The 16,275-nt window shown below is 69.2% G+C and carries 14 protein-coding genes; 2 read left to right on the forward strand and 12 right to left on the reverse strand.

The annotated features are described in order from the left end of the window. Window positions 1-3: 3 nt before the first annotated feature. The 7 genes from WDJ57_RS03205 to WDJ57_RS03235 all read right to left on the reverse strand — a co-directional run bounded on the left by WDJ57_RS03205 (window position 4) and on the right by WDJ57_RS03235 (window position 9,505). On the reverse strand, window positions 4-1,014 hold the full coding sequence (locus tag WDJ57_RS03205; protein ID WP_338903863.1) for a lipid II:glycine glycyltransferase FemX: 1,011 nt from the start codon (window positions 1,012-1,014) through the stop codon (window positions 4-6). A gap of 2 nt (window positions 1,015-1,016) precedes the next feature. After that, window positions 1,017-1,982, reverse strand: a complete 966-nt coding sequence (locus WDJ57_RS03210) for a polysaccharide deacetylase family protein (protein WP_338903864.1) — start codon at window positions 1,980-1,982, stop codon at window positions 1,017-1,019. Between the two features lie 144 nt (window positions 1,983-2,126). Further along, window positions 2,127-3,503, reverse strand: coding sequence for a nucleotide sugar dehydrogenase (locus WDJ57_RS03215; protein WP_338903865.1), 1,377 nt, complete (start codon window positions 3,501-3,503; stop codon window positions 2,127-2,129). After that, window positions 3,500-4,489 carry a Gfo/Idh/MocA family oxidoreductase gene (locus WDJ57_RS03220; protein WP_338903866.1) on the reverse strand — a complete coding sequence of 330 codons (990 nt, stop codon included), beginning with the start codon at window positions 4,487-4,489 and terminating at the stop codon, window positions 3,500-3,502. Before WDJ57_RS03220 ends, WDJ57_RS03215 begins: the two co-directional genes overlap by 4 nt. A gap of 275 nt (window positions 4,490-4,764) precedes the next feature. Continuing rightward, entirely contained in the window at window positions 4,765-6,600 is a 1,836-nt protein-coding gene (locus WDJ57_RS03225; RefSeq protein WP_338903867.1) for a right-handed parallel beta-helix repeat-containing protein, read from the reverse strand. A 300-nt stretch (window positions 6,601-6,900) separates the two neighbouring features. After that, on the reverse strand, window positions 6,901-8,274 hold the full coding sequence (locus tag WDJ57_RS03230; protein WP_338903869.1) for a right-handed parallel beta-helix repeat-containing protein: 1,374 nt from the start codon (window positions 8,272-8,274) through the stop codon (window positions 6,901-6,903). Window positions 8,275-8,413: 139 nt separating this feature from the next. Beyond that, window positions 8,414-9,505, reverse strand: coding sequence for a DUF354 domain-containing protein (locus tag WDJ57_RS03235; RefSeq protein WP_338903870.1), 1,092 nt, complete (start codon window positions 9,503-9,505; stop codon window positions 8,414-8,416). Window positions 9,506-9,547: 42 nt separating this feature from the next. Between WDJ57_RS03235 and WDJ57_RS03240 the strand changes: the two genes are divergently transcribed. Both WDJ57_RS03240 and WDJ57_RS03245 read left to right on the forward strand, forming a co-directional pair. Continuing rightward, a complete protein-coding gene (locus WDJ57_RS03240) occupies window positions 9,548-10,765 on the forward strand; it encodes an ATP-grasp domain-containing protein (RefSeq protein WP_338903872.1) in 1,218 nt (405 codons plus the stop codon). Window position 10,766: 1 nt separating this feature from the next. Beyond that, window positions 10,767-11,396: a hypothetical protein gene (locus WDJ57_RS03245; RefSeq protein WP_338903874.1), complete on the forward strand. Its 630-nt coding sequence runs from the start codon at window positions 10,767-10,769 to the stop codon at window positions 11,394-11,396. Here the strand turns inward: WDJ57_RS03245 and WDJ57_RS03250 are convergent. The 5 genes from WDJ57_RS03250 to WDJ57_RS03270 form a co-directional block, all read right to left on the reverse strand. Next, window positions 11,393-12,184 carry a hypothetical protein gene (locus tag WDJ57_RS03250; RefSeq protein WP_338903876.1) on the reverse strand — a complete coding sequence of 264 codons (792 nt, stop codon included), beginning with the start codon at window positions 12,182-12,184 and terminating at the stop codon, window positions 11,393-11,395. The two genes, WDJ57_RS03245 and WDJ57_RS03250, sit on opposite strands and share 4 nt — an antisense overlap. 42 nt (window positions 12,185-12,226) lie before the next feature. Next, window positions 12,227-12,898 (reverse strand): HAD family hydrolase, encoded by a 672-nt coding sequence (locus tag WDJ57_RS03255; RefSeq protein WP_338903878.1) that lies wholly within the window; start codon window positions 12,896-12,898, stop codon window positions 12,227-12,229. Window positions 12,899-12,961: 63 nt separating this feature from the next. Next, window positions 12,962-14,044, reverse strand: coding sequence for a glycosyltransferase family 2 protein (locus WDJ57_RS03260; RefSeq protein WP_338903880.1), 1,083 nt, complete (start codon window positions 14,042-14,044; stop codon window positions 12,962-12,964). 172 nt (window positions 14,045-14,216) lie between these two features. Further along, window positions 14,217-14,879 carry a metal-dependent hydrolase gene (locus WDJ57_RS03265; protein WP_338903882.1) on the reverse strand — a complete coding sequence of 221 codons (663 nt, stop codon included), beginning with the start codon at window positions 14,877-14,879 and terminating at the stop codon, window positions 14,217-14,219. A 49-nt stretch (window positions 14,880-14,928) separates the two neighbouring features. Beyond that, on the reverse strand, window positions 14,929-16,203 hold the full coding sequence (locus WDJ57_RS03270) for an MFS transporter (RefSeq protein WP_338903883.1): 1,275 nt from the start codon (window positions 16,201-16,203) through the stop codon (window positions 14,929-14,931). Window positions 16,204-16,275: the final 72 nt, after the last annotated feature.

The following is a 16,275-nucleotide window of genomic DNA, read 5'->3' on the forward strand; positions in this document are numbered from 1 at the left end:
GCGTCACCGCCCGACCAGCTGGTAGGCCTTCTTCGCGAGCGCCATCGACGCCCCGCTGGACTCGACGACGTAGTAGGGGACGAGGTCCGCCCCGAACTTGCTCTTGTACCGGCAGAGCCGTTCGGTGTTCGCGCCCATGAGGTCGTAGCGGGTGACCGACTCCCGCGGCGGGTCCGCCACGACGTCCTCGATGATGTGCCAGTGCAGCAGGCTGTTGATGCTGACGTTGTCGTGCGTGGCACGGGCACCCCCCTGCCAGAAGTAGGCGGCGTCGTTGGAGTAGAGGACGGTGATGCCGCTGAGGAACTCGCCCGTCGGACTGTGTGCGGTGTAGACGCGACAGCGGTCCTCGGCGGCGAGCGCGTCGGTCAGGTCGCTGACGTAGTCCCACGCCAGCGGGTACGAGCGGTCCTGCTCGCGGTACCGCGCGGCGGTCTGTTCGTGGACGCGCTCGGCCCACTCGGTCCCGTCCCGGCGCACCTCGACGCCCAGGTCCAGCCCGTCCCGAATCTCCCGCCGGAGGCTCTTGCTGAACGACGAGAGGAGGTCGTCGCTCGTCAGGCCCGCGGTGTCCAGCGAGTAGGTGAACACCGTCTCCACGTCCAGCCCCTCCCAGGTGAACGGTCGCGGGTCCGTGTAGGCCGTCGGGCAGACCACACGGAGCAGCGAGCGCGAGGCGTCGGCACCGACGCGCTCGATTGCGGCACTGGTAAAGCGGCGGTTCAGTCGCTCGCGCTTGCGTCGCTTCGGGCTGGCCGGCATGATAAGGGGGCCGAGCCGCGGCACGCCCATCGACGGCGGCGGCGAGAGCACCGCCTTCCCCAGCCCCCGGTCCTGGACGACCAGCGGAAACAGTCCGACCGGGCGGTCGCCCTTGTACCCGGCGAGCAGCCGGAGTTCGCCCGCCGTGTGCCTGTCGAGTACCTCCAGTGCGGCCGGGACGTGGAACACGTCGAAGCCGCTGGCTGGCAGTGCGCTGTCCCACTCCGTCGTGTCGATGCGGTGGATGTCCATGGTCAGTCCTGCCCCGTGGCTTGCGCGCCGAATCTCTCCTCGTCACTCCTCGCGTCCGGCGGCGCTGCCGCCGTCGACGCCGGTTCCCGGTCCGCCGCTGTCGCGTGGTCGAGGTCCCGATAGAGGTCCCCCGGTGGCCCGACCCACGCGCCCATGTCGAGGGCCCGCTCGACGAGACGGCGGTAGAGCCCGCCGTAGTTCGGGAAGTCCCGGTCGCTGAAGTAGCAGGGGTGCCACAGGACGGTCATCACGGCCCCGTTGTCGCGGGCGTCGGCCAGCAACCGCTCGCACTCGTCCCAGGCCCGCTCGGGGGCGGAGCGGACCGCCGGCAGCGCGGCCTCCATCAGCGTCAGCGGGAAGACGACGAACTCGTCGTCGAACGGGCGGATGGGGTCGTAGCCGTGCTGGAACCCGTACCCGTCGCTCGACCCGAGGGAGGTGTCGTACCGGAGGCCGACGTCGGCCTGGTAGCGCCAGGTCTGGGGTCGGTCGAGGTTGAGGTGGTGCTGGCGGCCGCCGAGGACGCGCCCACCGAGGACGCTCTCCAGGCGCTCGCGCTCGAAGGCAAGCCGGCCCCGGTCCCGGTAGGAGCCGTAGGAGCCGTGGAGACCCACCTCCCAGCCGCCGTCGTCGAGCCGGCGGACGAGGGCGCGGATGTCGGGGTCGTCCAGGCTGTACCGGCCCAGGTACAGCATCCAGTTCTCCGGCCGGACCCACTCGCGGGGCGGGCGGTCGTGAAACAGGTGTTGCTCGTTGAGGAAGTAAAAGGCCGAGCGGACGCCGAGGTCCTCCTCCATGCGCATGATGTCCTCAAAGGTCCAGAACGGCTCGCGCCAGGGCAGCAGGTCCAGCAGGTGTCCCGGTCGCCGGTCCCGGACCGCGTAGTACAGCGACTGGTAGGTCTTGTACGGCCTGTCGACGTCGTGGGTCAGACAGAGCGCGAAGGAGTGCTCATCGAGGACCGACACGCGTCATCCCTCCGTCGGCGGCCGTCGCACTCTCGACCCGGCGATTCGAATGCACGCCCGCTGGTTGACCGACCCGGCAGTTTGTTATGGTCGGCTTACCCGCGCAGACAGCCGGGGCGGAGATTGGTGGGCCGACCATCGGCGTCACCCCGTCGGCCAGCGGCCGCCGATAGTGTAGACCGGGGCCGGTATCGTCTCCGCATCCAGCGCGCTTCGACCGTCCAGTACCGGCGCGTCCACGGCCCCCCAGTCGAGTTCCAGGAACTCGTCGTGAGGGGTCAAAAGCGCCACCGCGTCGACCGGTCGCTCCCGAGCGGCCGCCAGCGACAGCGCCTCGACGTCGCCGAAGGCGTCCCAGTCGTCGACCAGCGGGTCCACCGCCAGGACCGTCGCGCCGCGGTCCTGGAGCTGTCGGGCTATCGGGACCGACGGCGCGTTGCGGAGTTCGGCGGCGTTGGCCCGGTAGGTCACCCCGAGCAGGAGGACCGTCGCGTCCCGGGTCGGGACCCCCTCGCTGTCGAGGATAGCGTCGAGTTTCTCGACCGTGTGGCTGGCCATCCGGTCGTTCAGTTCCCGCGCGGTCTCCAGCAGCGGCGCGTCGACGTCGAACTGCCGCGCGAGGAAGTAGGGATAGACGGGGATGCAGTGGCCGCCGACCCCGGGGCCGGGGTCGTGGATGTCACAGAACGGCTGGGTATTGGCAATCTCGATGGCCTCGTTCGTGTCGACGTCGAGGGCCCGCGCGTACAGGGCGAGCTGGTTCGCGAGCGCGATGTTGACGTCGCGGTAGACCCCCTCGAAGACCTTGACGGCGGCTGCCGTTGCGGCGTCCGAGACCGTGAGGACGTCGTTGTCCGTGATCTCGCCGTAGACGAGTTCGGCCGCGCGGGTGCTCTCGGCGTCGACGCCGCCGACGACCTTGGGATGGGTCCCGCGGATGTCAGCGAGCGCGCGTCCGCTGAGCGTGCGCTCCGGGCAGCAGGCGACGCCGAACTCGCCGAGCGAGAGGTCGCTGCCCGCTTCCAGCGTCGGGACGACGAGGTCCCGGCAGGTGCCCGGCGGGACGGTCGACTCCACGACGACGAGGTCGCCCGGTGACAGCCCCGTCGCGACGGTCTCTGCGACCGCCGACAGCATCGAGAGGTCCGGCTCGCGCGCGTCTGTCAGCAGCGTCGGGACCATCGCGACGTGGATTGCCGCCCGCTCGGCCGCGCTGTCGCCGTCCGTGGTCGCCGCGAGCGCGCCGCCGTCGACGACGTCGGCGACGAGTTCCGGGAGGCCGGGTTCGCGGGGGACGTGGCACCCCCCCTCGTTGACGGTCCGGACGACCGACTCGTCGACATCGACGCCGACGGCGTTGCCGGTGACGTCGGCGTAGACCGCGGCCAGGGGGAGTCCCATCTTCCCGAGTCCGTAGACGGCGACCGGGACAGACCCGTCGCGGAAGGCCCGCCGCTGGGTCTCCGCGTCGGCTTCGGAGCCGTAGAGGTGTCCGGGGCGACCGGTCGACTGGCTGGTCACTGGGAGACCTCCCTGGGAAGCCCGAGCGCCTCGGACTCGATGCGGTCGGCCACCTCGATGACGCGGAGGCCGTCCTCGGCAGTGACGGCTGGGGTCGTGCCGTCGCGGACGGCGTCGAGGAACGACTGGAGTTCGCGCTTCAGCGGGTTCCCGGTGTCGACGACGGGGCGCTCGACGACGCTCTCGTGGCGGTAGCGGACGTCGCCGTTCTGTTCGACGTACTCGGGGAGCGACTGCCGGTGTATCTCGACGGACTGGTTGATGAAGTCGGCCGTCACCCGACACTCCATGGCGGTGACGGCGAGCGTGCGGACCTTCTGCTGTGTCAGCCTGCTCGCGGTCAGTTCGCCGATGCTGCCGTCCGCGAAACTCAACTGCGCCGAGACGTGCTGGTCGTTCGCGGCCGTGGCGGTCAGCGAGTCGATGTCGCTGTCCAGCAGGTGAAACAGAAGGTCGATGTCGTGGACCATCAGGTCGTAGACGACGCTGTCGGAGACGTCCCTGTCGAGTGGCGGGCCGAGACGCTGGACGTCGACGGCCACGACGTCGAGGTCGGGAAGAATGTCTTCGAGCGCGCGCACGGCCGGGTTGAACCGCTCGATGTGACCCACCTGGAGCGTGACGCCGGCCTCGCGCGCCCGGCGGGCGAGCCGGTGTCCGCGCTCGACGTCGTCGACGAGTGGCTTCTCGACGAGGACGTCCACGCCGCGGTCGATGCACTCTCGCGCGACGTCGTAGTGGTTCGCTGTCGGGACGGCTATCGTGGCGACGTCGACCCTGTCGACGAGGTCGTCGGTAGTGAGCGACCGCGTGCCGTACCTGCTGGCGACGGCGCCCGCCTGCTCGCGGTCGACGTCTGCCACCGCCGCGAGGGTCACGTTCGGCAGTTCGCTGTAAACCCGTGCGTGATGTGCGCCCATGGAACCGACCCCGATGACGCCGGCGTCGAGTGACTGTTCTCCGGTGGCACCGTTCTCTCTGGTCATGGATTGGTAGAGGCTGCCAGTCCGGGGCCACGACGGGCGAGCGCGGGCTGCCCCGACAAAGACACGCGTACTCACCCGTAAACGCCGCCGAGGCTGTCTGAGGCCGCCGTCTGACAAGCTTACCCACCTATTTGGATGGAGCCTGTATTGTTATCGTCACCTTGCTACCGATAGGCGTTCTCTATGGCCGTTCGGTTTCCTAGCAGGCAGTGACTTCGGAAAAAGACCGCACCGTGAATGGTCTCGGAGACGGCGAGAGCGGACCGACCGCCGGCTCAGTTGCTGGCTTCGTTCGTGATGTTGACTTCGCCGTCGACTTCGAGACCCACCAGCGCACCGGAGTAGCGGTAGCCGTCGAGGCCCTTCCCGACGACGCCGGTGACCGTGCTACCGTCGATGTTGTCCTGCAGCTCGTCCCAGCGGTTGCCGTCCTCGGGGGCCGAACTCAGGTCGGCGCTGGCCTCGACCGACCCGGAGACGGTGAAGGAGTACACCGACGCGGCGTCGGAGTCCGTCCCGTCGATGAGGAGCTTGTTGTCGAGGGTGTCGCCCGCCGAGTCGCCAGTAGACCCGTCCGAGGAGGAACCGTCGGACCCGCTCCCGTCGCTCGTCGAGCCGTCCGAGGACGAGTCGTCGCCGATGCTGGCGGGGTCGAGCGAACTCCCGTCGAGTCGCAGCTCGTACTCGCCGCTGCTCGTGCTGGGGTGTTTCGTCGCGCTCCAGGCGACCAGGTCGCCCGTGAAGTCGAACTCGTCGGTGAAGCCGTTCCCGGTCTCACCCGTCGCCGTGTACGTGCCGTCGTTGTTCTGGACGATGGCGTCGTTGTCCTCGACGTCGACCTGCGCTATCTCGCCGGTCGCGGTGAACTCGTAGTTGATACCGGTCCCGTCGTAGGTCTGGATGACCAGGTTGTGGTCGAGCGTCGTGCCGCCGCTGGAGTCGCCGGACCCGTCGCTCGTGGAGCCGTCCGAGGTCGACCCATCAGACGTCGAGCCGTCGGTCGTCGAATCGCCGCTGCCGGAGTTCTGCGGGTCGTCGCCGGAGGGAGTCGCACAGCCGTCGCCGACGCAGACGCCCTCGAACTGCGAGGGGTACTCCAGGTTCCCGGAGCCGGTGATGTTGACGTTGGTGGCGGTCCAGTCCGCCGCGCCGCTGCCCTTCTCGTTGATCGCGGCGTCGCCGGCGTCGTTTTTGACCGTCGTGTCGACGATCTGTCCGGACCCGCCCTCGGCACCGTCGTGAATCTCGATGGGTGCGCCCGCGCCCTCGTAGGAGTGGATTACCTCACAGCCCTCGATGGTGATGTTGTCGCCGGGTTCGCGGACGCGGATGCCGCGCTGGTTCACCGCGCCGTCGGCCGCGGCGGTGGCCTCGGCGTCGTTGATGACGAGACAGTTCCTGACGATGCTGTCCGAGGAGCCGACGCGGATGCCGGAGATGTTGACGTTGTGCGCGACCGTGTTCTCGACGATGACCTGGCCGTCGCCCTCGTAGGCCGGGGAACTCGCGTAGATGCCGTTGTCGGAGAAGCCACTGATGTAACAGTTGCGTATCTCGACGACGCCAGCGTGCTCGCGCGGGACGTAGAACGCCTTCGACTCCGCGCCCTCCTGGGACCCGTCGGGGAGGTTGAAGTTGTCGATGAGGACGCTTCCGCCGGAGGATGCCTCCAGGCGGAACCGGGACTTGTCGGGGCCGGCGGCCCCGCGCAGCGTCAGGTTCTTGATGGCGACCGTCCCGCTGTCGACCGAGATAAGCGGCGTGAAGTCGCCCGCCGTGTTGTTGAGGATGACCTCGCCCTGGCCGACGATTGCGGCGTCGGAGGAGGCGTTGCCGAAGCCGTCGCCGTTCCAGTCGTACTCGCCCTCGGGGATGCGTACCTCGACGCCGTCCGTGTAGTAGTCGTCGAGATAGCCGTCGATGACGTCCCCGTTCTGGAGCCCCTTGTCACCGAGGTTCACCACCGAACTTGTGTTGGGGTCGGATGTGACGGCCGCGACGCCCGCGCCCGTCATCGCTGCGGCACCAACTGCACCGGTGACCATCTGCAGGTACTGCCGCCGATTAAGCTGCCCGTTACTGCCGTCTTCCTGGGGGTGGCGGTCCACCATGTCCGGGTAACCGGAGACTACTAAAATAACAATTTTTGCTTACTGCATCGTGAAAATATGTTGGTTGGTCGTCTTTGGGCGTCAGACACCACTCGGGTGACTGCCGGATGGTGAGCGTTACACATGACATCGAAGGAATTGATTATACCGTGCTAGTGCCTTCCTACCACGGTGGCGATGGTCCCGCGCCCGACAGGCCGTCCCTGGTAGGCACCTCCGACCGGGCGGTAGAGAGCGACAAACTACGGTAAGGAGTTCCTTAGCGGGTCGAAAACGGCGAGTTCGTCGCGAGCGCGCCAGTCAGGAGTTCAGGTTCGGCGGGTAGGAGTCGACGACGTGCGCGGTTGAGTCGCCCATCGTGACGATGGGTTGGCCCGTCACCTCGACCCAGCAGTCACGGATGGCGGCCGTCGACCTGTCGATGAGGAACCCGTCGCGGTCGTCGCCCGACTGCTTGATGGTGAGGTTCTTGAACGTGCAGTCCCGCCGCTGGTGGACCTCGACCGCGCTGCTGCTGGCGGCCCCACCGGTTATTTTGAGCGAGTCGAGTTCGATGCGCTCGTCGCCGGCCACCCCCTCCGGGTGCTTGATCTGGACCGCGTTGACGTTGTCGGCGTCGACCCTGATGCGGGTGTCCTTGACCGTGGCAGATTCACAGCCCTTGCCGAAGGTGATGCCGCCGTCGCTCCCGGCGACTCGCCGCATCTCGACGGTGCAGTCCTCGACGACCGCCCCGTCACCGTGGGTGATGCGGATGCCGCGCATGTTGCTGAACTGGTCGGGCGCGGCGTCACAGCGGACGTGCACGTCGCGGACGACGCTGTCGTTGCCGATGCGGACGTTCGCGATGTTGGAGTTGGCGTAGTAGCCGCCGACGACCTCGACGGAGCCGTGTTGCGGGTCGGCGTAGAGGCCGTTGTCGGGGAAGCCCTCGACGCGGCAGTTCTCGAAGCGTATCGTCCCGGTGTGGTTGTCCCCGACGAGGACGCCGTTGGAGCTCGTCTCGAACACCGCCCCGTCGGGTATCTGGAGGTTCTCGACCAGCCCCGTCCCGTCGGCGTCGGTCACGTCGACCCGGAGCATCCCCTGTCCAGTGTCCTGACGACCCGTCACGAAGAGGTTCCGCACGACGAGACCGTCGTCGACCAGCGCGCTCACCGGCCGCGACCCGACGCCGGGCTCCCGGAAGTCGAAGGTGACGTCCTCGAAGAGCAGGTCCGAGGCCTGCCCCGGCCGGCCGAGGTCGAAGAAGACGCTCCCGAACCCCGGTTCGGGGACTATCGTGGCCTCCTTGCCGACGATGCCCAGGTTGACGAAGGACTTGGCGCGCATGGTCCGGTCGACGAGGTAGCGGCCGGGCGGCAGGTACACCAGCGTGTCGTCGGTGAGGTTGTCCTCCAGGACGTCGACGACCGACTCGTTCGCTTCGGTGTCCGCGCCCGCCTCGGCCAGGTCGACGACGGTGTCGAACCGGCCGGTGTGCGGAATCTGCTCCGTCGGCGTCCGCGGCGTCTCCGTCGGCGTCGCAGTCGCGGTCGCCGTCTCGGTCTCCGTCGGCTTCGGCCCGGGTCCGGGTTCCGGCGTCTCGTCGCCGTCGGGGTCGAAGGTCGCACAGCCCGCCAGGCCGGCGACCCCTGCTGCCCCCAGTGCTTTCAGATACGTTCTCCTATCCATGGCTTTCGGACCGCATACCCGGGGGCAGGCATCCGACAGACATTAGTATAGGTTGCCAAACGAGCTGCGTGCCCGTCCGCCGACTGCCGAATCCGCTGCCAGCGAGTGACTATCCCGGCGGGTCGGGGGTACGCACCGACTACCCCGGCGTCGGTCTGGCCGCGTCGCGGACGAGGCGCACCAGTTCGCCGGTCACGTCCGTCGCCTCCCCCAGAAGGCGGTCCCGCCGAGTCTGCCACTCCGCCGCCGTGTCGCCGTTCTCGACGAGTTCCCTGACCTTCCTGACCGCGTCGCGGCCGTCCCTGTAGGAGTACAGCAGTCCGTACTCCCGTTCGAGCGCGACGAAGGTGTGCTCGTCCGACTCGCCGGCGGTCGAGTTCGTCCGCACCGCGGGCGTCCCGAGCATCGCCGCCTCGGTCGACATCGTCCCCGAGTCGCCGACGTAGAGGTCCGCGTGGTAGAGCAAGTCGTGGATGAGGTGGGGCGGCGTCGGCAACGGGTGCATCCCGTCGATGTCGGGGACCTCCCCCTCCGCGGAGACGTAGAGCGTCCCGTGGGCGGAGAGGTACGAGGCCAGTTCCCGCATCGTCACCTGGTCGATGCCGCGGCGGCCGACGTCGTGGTAGGCGTCCCAGCCCGCCAGCCGCATCACGAAGTAGGGCTCGTCGACGGCGACACCGTGTGCCGCCAGCGCCTCCGTGCTCGGCGAGAACCGCGCCGGGTGGAGGTACGCCAGTTCCTGAAACGCGAGCACGTACTGCTTCTCCCGGGCGGCAGTGAGTCCGAGGTCCGGCGGGCGACAGATGACGTCCGCCAGCGGGAGCGTGAGGGCGTGGTAGGCACGGCCGAGGAGCGTGTCCTCGATGTCGGTGTCCGTCACGACGACGCTGGCCGCACCCACGAGGGCCGCGGCGTGGACCGCCGGCGGACTCACCCTGCTGACGAACACGTCGGGGTCGAACCGACGGGCGGACAGCGCCGTCCGTATCTCGCGGACCGCGAGTTCGAGGATGGCCGCCGGGAGGCCGCCGCGGCGGCGCGACAGCGACACGTGGTCGATGTCGTAGGCGTCCAGCAGCGCGTGGGTGACCTCCTTGTCGCGGGAGAGAACCAGGGTCTCGTGGCCCGCCGCCTCCAGGTCCCGGATGGCGTGTTTGAACAGGTGAACCTGCGCCGGGTGCTGGATGTCGAACGCTACCTTCACCGGGTCCCTCGAACGTCCTCGGGTCATAGACAGCAAACTGCCGGCAGTTTGCCGCCTCCCGGTATTGTTATGCCGGACATACTCCAGGGAGGCCCGGCGGCGGCGACCGGCGACCCGCGCGCCCCTGTCGGAAACCACTCAATTACCAACACCCGGGAGTTCGTCCCCTCACCGATGAACGTGCTCGTTACCGACGGGGCGACGAACAAGGCACTGGCTGTCGTGCGCGCCCTCGGGGACGCCCCGGAACGGCTGGGTGTCTCCTCGCGGTTCCCCGTCTCCCCCGCCGGGCTCTCGCGGTACGCCGACGACCGTCACTGGCTCCGCGACCGCCGCCCGGATGCACTCGTCGCCGCGTTCAACGACCTCGCGACCGACGGCAGGTACGACTACCTGCTCCCGGTCGGCGGCGAGACTTTCGAGTTCGTCTCCGAACACCGCGACGAACTGGACTTCCCCGTCGGGGACATCCTCCCCGGCCGGGAGGCGATGCGGACCGCCGTCAGGAAGGCCGAGACGTACCGCCTCGCGGACAGGGAGGACGTGCCGGTCCCGAAGACTGTCAGGCTGACGAGCGAGGACGGCGTCGACCGCGCCGCGGACGTGGTCGGCTTCCCGGCGGTGCTCAAGACCGGCGTCGAGACCGAAGAACGGTTCGTCCGCCGGGTGGACTCGACGGACGAAATCCGGGCGGCGTACCGGGACTACGCCGACAGCCACGAGTCAGCACCGCTCGTGCAGGAGGCGCTGCCGGGCGACGGCCGGGGCTATTTCGGACTCTGCGTCGACGGCGAGCTCGTCGCCGGCTACGCCCACCGGCGTATCCGCGAGTACCCGCCCGAAGGCGGTGCGAGCGCCTGCGCGGTCTCCGAAGACGACGACGAACTTCGGGAGTACAGCGAACGCCTGCTCTCCGCGCTCGACTGGACCGGTGTGGCGATGGTCGAGTTCAAGGAGGCGGCGGACGGGACGCCCGCGGTGGTCGAGATGAACCCGAAGTTCTGGGGGTCGCTGGACCTCGCCATCGCGTCGGGACTCAACCTCCCGCGTGCGCTGCTTTCCTACGCCGAGACCGGTCGCGTCGACAGGTCGGACCTGGAGTTCACGCCCCAGCGCGTCCACTGGCCGCTCTCGGGCGACCTGACACACGCCTGGCGGCGGCCGCGGTCGGCACCGGCAGTCGCCCGCGACCTCATCTCCCCGGAGACGACGTCGAACCTCCGCGCTGACGACCCGCTTCCTCACACCGTCGAGGCCCTGATAACGCTGGTCAGGAGGGACATCTGAGATGGCCGCGGTCCCGCGGTCGACCAAACTGGCGCGGGTGCCAGGGGCCGTCTACAAGCAGACCAGGCGGGTCCTGGCGCAGCGGTACTGGGCGCGGTACTTCCGCCGGCGTCCGACCCACCCGGCGCTCGACGAGCAGCGGGCGGCCGAGAGCGTCGGGGAGGCGGACAGGCTGCTCGTCCTCTGCTGGGGGAACATCTGCCGGAGCCCGATGGCCGAGCGGTATCTGCGAAGTGCGCTGTCGGAGACGCCCGCCGCGGACCTCGCCGTCGAGTCCGCCGGACTCGGCGAGCGCGAGGGACGTCCGAGTCCCCCGCTGGCCGTCGAGGCGGCGCGGCGCTACGGGGTCGACCTCTCGGACCACACGTCGGTGTGCGCGACAGAGTCGATGGTCGCCGACAGCGACTGCGTCCTGGTGATGGACTACCACAACTACCACCTGCTGCAGTCGTCGCACCCGTCGGCGGACGCGGTCTTCTTCCTCTCGGCGTTCTCGCCGGTCCGCGAGCCGATGGAGATACGGGACCCCGCCGGCGGTGACCGCGAGACCTTCGATTCGATCTACGGCACCATCGCCGCCGCGCTCGACCGCCTGGCCGCGCAGGTCGTCCCCGCAACCCACCCGCGCTAGGGACCGACCGGGAGGGACCGGAGCGCCTGGAGGCCGTATTTCGCGGTGTTCTTCGCCGCGTCGAAAGTTGTCTCGAAGACCCGCTCGGGCAGCGTCGCCGTCCAGCGGTCCGGGTGAGTCAAAAGACAGAAGCGACCGTCGGACCGGGAGGTGATGAGGTCGACGAGGTCGGGAGTCGTGTCCACCTGGGTCGTCTTGGCGTCGCCGCCGACGGTGTGGTCCTTTATCTTCAGCGGGCCGTCGCGCCAGGTGCGACCGGTGTCGGAGTAGTAGTGGACGTCGGTGAAGTCCATCGAGAGGTAGGCCTCCCCGGCGAGGTCGTGGGCCGCGAGGCCGTCACCGCTGTTCCACATCTCGCGGTTGTCGTGCGGGGTCAGCGGGTTGCCGTGCATGCAAACCGTGTCGACGTCGACGAGGCTGCGGAGCTTCGCGAGGTGTGCGCCGAAGGAGCGCCGCGCCGCGGTCACGTCGCCGTCGGCGCGGTCGAGGTCCTCGTAGTGGTAGCCGATTTCGTGGCCCAGCCGGTCGATTTCGCAGATGACCTCCGGGTCGAAGGTGTCCGGGACGGTCCGGACGTAGTAGGTGCTCGCGACGTCGCGCTCGGCCTCGATGCGTGCGAAATCGAGTGCGTTGTCGGGCTTGCGGTCGACGTCGTGCCGGAGGACGACGAACCGCTCGGGGAGCGCGTCGGCCGCGAGGTACTCCCGGACGGTGAGAAACGCGTAGTCGCTCTCCCGACACGCGTCCAGGAGGGTCCCGTACATCTCGTAGGTGAAGTCGGCTGGCATCTGTGAGGGGAGACGCCGCGGGGCGTCGTTGTTACGCGGGGACTAGCCGGTCGTCGTCGACTCGTCGATGAGCGGCGGCAGTTCCTCCAGGCGCGCGATTTCGACGTTCGCCTCGGCGCGGTCGGCGGGCGCGTCGAGGTGGCTGAACCGGCCGCGCCGGACCCGCACGGTGCCCATTCCGAGGCGGTTCGGCACCTCGAAGTCGGTGCGCGGGTCGTCGCCAACGTAGATGGTCCCGTCGGGCGGGACCGACAGCCCGGAGAGCAACCGCTCGAAGGGGTCCCGGTCGGTCTTTGCGGCGTCGAGTCGTGCCGTGGCGACGACCGTCTCGAAGTACTCCGCGAGGCCGAGCATGCGGAGCTTCCGGTCCACGTTGCGGCCATCGGCGAGGAGGCCGAGCGCGTGCCGGTCCCGGAGGAGTTCGAGGACGGCGGTGGTGTCCCGGTAGGGTGACAGCCCGACGTCGACGTCGTGGTAGGCCCGGACCATCTCCGTCGTGTGCCGGTCGGGAATCTCGTCGTGACGGTCGAGCAGTCGGTCGAAGATGCCCGGGGTGATTCCCTCCTCGAAGTAGAGGTCCGCCAGTTCGTTGTGGAGACGGTGGCCAGTCACGTCGGCCAGCCGGTCGGCCGCCGCCCGCAACCCCGCGCGTGCGTACTCGTCGTAGGGGTACAGCGTGTCGTCGAGGTCGAAACAGACCGCCGAGAGCGTCATCGGCGTCCCACCCCCGCCGAGCCGTCGGCGACGAGGTCCGGCCGAACGGTCCCAGCCATCGTCTCAGGCCTCCGGCGACCCGTCGACGGGCTCCCCGTCGGGCGTCTCCCCGTCACCTCGGACCGACGGCTCGCGCGCGGTCGCCTCCGTTCGACCCGTCGACCGCTCGGGCCGTTCGAGGTGGCGTTCGAGGTCACGGTTGTCCTCCCGGTCCAGCAGCGTCGCCCAGAGGAGCGTCCCGAGTCCGGCGGCGAGTCCGAGCAGCCAGGCCGCCGGCCCGTCGCGGGTCCGGCCGAGGACCGCCCCGAACAGGCCGACGCTCGAAACGGCAGAGAGCGCGCCGCCGAGGAGGTACAGCGGGGCCAGCGGGTGGTAGTCGTGGAGCAGGTACTTCCTGGTCAGTCGGCGGAGAAACCCCCGCAGGAGCATAACCGACACCCGGGGGACGTACGCCCGGAGTTCGATGTGGCTCTTCCAGCCGTCCTCGTAGGTAAACTCGGCCGAGTGGGGGACGTCCGCGACCCGCATCTCGGCGGTGTTGAGGCGGACGAGCAGGTCGTTGCAGTAGCCGTAGTACTCGTAGAGGCCGTCGAGGTCGATAGCTTCGAGCGCCCGCAGGGAGATGGCGCTGTAGCCGTTCTGGGAGTCCATCGACCCCCAGTAGCCGCTGGCTATCTTCGTGAGATACGAGAGGACGACGTTGCCGACGAACCGGAACCGCGGCATCGCCCGCCAGTCGGCGGCGTCGGCGAAGCGGGTCCCTTTCGTGTAGTCGGCCTCGTCCTCGACGATGGGGTCCAGGTACCGCGGGAGGACGGCGGGGTCCATCTGGTCGTCCCCGCCGAGGACCGCCGTCACGTCGATGCCCTCCGCCCGGGCGCGCCGGTAGCCGGTCTTGATGGCACCGCCGACGCCCCGGTTCTCGTCGTGTCTGACGGGGACGACGAGGTCGCCGAAGGCGCTGTCGACTTCCGCGTTCCGGGCGGCGGCGTGGCGTCGAATCTCCGCCCAGGTGTCGTCGGTGGAGCCGTCGTCGACCACGTACGCCCGGTCGACGTAGCCCGGGATGGCGTCGATGACGCTGCCGACGTATCCCTCCTCGTTGTACGCCGGGACCACGACGGCGACGCTGTGGTCCCTATACATTGTCGCACACCCGGCCAGGTCGGGTCACCCCCGGACTCTCGCTGCCCCCTCCCGGGGCGCTGCCTGCAAACGTGCTCATGCTATCCGAGGTAAGCGGCAGAGAGCAGGTTAGTAATTCAGCACATTCCCCGGAACTGCCGCGAGTAGGAGCGGACTTCCGAGGGGGGCCGGGCTACTTCCGGCCCTGCTGGCCGACGGCCGCCCGGTGCAGCCAGCGGACGCCCGGCAGTCCGTCGGCGACCCACAGCGCCACTGCCAGGAGAAGCGCGAGCGCCGACAGCGCCAGCGCCGGTGTCGGGCCCTGCGAGGTGACGTCGGCGACGTACTCGCGGATGTAGACCAGCCCGCGGCCGAGGCCCAGGTCCTCGCCGTAGGGCTCCTGGCGGACGACCGGCCAGAGCAGTCGGTCGACGGCGAGGGGGTCGCCGGCCCGCAGCGGCGAGACGACGTCGCCGACGAGGTGCGACCAGTAGCCGACGACCAGGGCGACAGCGGCGTCGCGGCGGCCGCTCCGGGCCAGTAGCCACGCGCCAGCGATACCGACCGGGACCGCGACGAACACGGAGTGAGCGACCGAAAAGCCCGCTGGGAACAGGTCCAGCCCCCAGGAGAGGGGTTTGTCGACCAGGTCGGGGAGCTGAGTCGCGAAAAGCAAGAGGAGCGCGCCCGCGCCCGCCGGCGACCGCCGGTACAGGCCGTGGACGACCAGCGAGAACAGCAGGTAGCCCACGGCGGCGTGCTCCCAGGGCCACATCAGTTCCGTCCCCCCGCTGTCCAGCCGTGGCGGCCGCTGCTGGGGGTGGTCCACGGCACCGTCGAACTCGGTACTCGGCACACGACAGTTTGCTGGAGCCTGGCGGGAGAGCGATATAGTTATCGAGTGCTTACGACCCGGCCCGGGACGGGACCCAGAACACGAGGACGCCGCCGAGTGTAGCGGCCACCGCACCGAGGCCGGCCAGTACCAGGAACAGCTGGTCCGCGGAGAAGTAGGTCAGCAGCGTCCCGGCGAGGACGGCACCGATAGCGCCGACGCCGAAGACGCCGAGGTACGTGTAGCCGTAGGAGAGGCCGCGCTTGCCCGCGGGCGTGAACTCGGCGACGCTGGCCTGGTAGAACGGCTGGACCGAGAACAGGAAAAAGCCCAGGAGGGCGGAGACGACCAGCAGCGCGGGCAGACCCACGGCCGCCGCCGGGAGGAAGAGCAAGGCGACGACGGCGAGCGCGCCGAAGCCGGCGAGGATGCCCCACTCGGGGCGGTAGCGGTCGGTGAGTTTGCCGGCGGTGTACTGCCCGAGGATGCCGACCATCAGCAGGCCGACGTAGATGTAGTCGCCGGGGGCGAACTCGCGGCCGCCGAAGGTCACCGGCGACAGCGAGGGCACGTCCCGCAGGAGTTCCGGCAGGAAGGTCAGGACGCCGCGATAGTAGAGGCCGGAGCAGAAGGTGACCAGAAAGACGAGGACGAACGCGCTGGCGAAGAGCGTCTTCGAACTGGAGAGAAACTCGCCGAGCGAGGAGACGCCGCTGCCGGCGCGGCTGTCGCCCCCGCCGCCGTCAGTCTCGGCCACCGCCGCCCGCTCGTCGATGTCGACGCGGATGGCGTAGAACGCGGCGACGGCTGCCGGGATGGCGAGCAGACCGACCACCACCCGCCAGTCGAGGACGACCAGCAGCAGGATGGTGACCAGCGGCCCGACGGCGATGCCGAAGTTGCCGGCCATGCCGTGGTAGGCGAAGGCGCTGCCGCGCTGGGTCACGCCGCGGCTGATGAGCGACAGGCCCGACGGGTGGTAGACGCTGGCGGAGATGCCCCAGACGACCAGCGCGAGGCCGATGCCGACCGGGGACGGAGCGACCGCGAGCACGAGAAAGGACAACCCCATGCCGACGAGACAGCCGGTGATGAGCACGCGCGCGTCGAGTTTGTCGACCAGGACGCCGCTGGGGAGCGCGCCCAGCCCGAACAGCGCGTACCCGACGGTGACGAGCGCGCCGAGGCTGGCCTCCGTCACGGTGAGCTGGGTGACTCCCAGGTTGATGACGTCGAACTCGGAGAGCCAGATCGGAATGAGGACCGGAATCGAGAGCTCGTAGGTGTGGACCATCGCGTGTGCGGCCATGACGAGCCCGACGATGGACCGGTCGTTTCCGTTCACGGGGGGAGCTACCGGGGTCGACTCATTGAATCTATTGGTTGCCGGGGCGCGACAGCCCTCTCCCGGACGGAC

The organism is Salinibaculum sp. SYNS191 (assembly GCF_037338445.1).
GTDB lineage: Archaea > Halobacteriota > Halobacteria > Halobacteriales > Haloarculaceae > Salinibaculum > Salinibaculum marinum.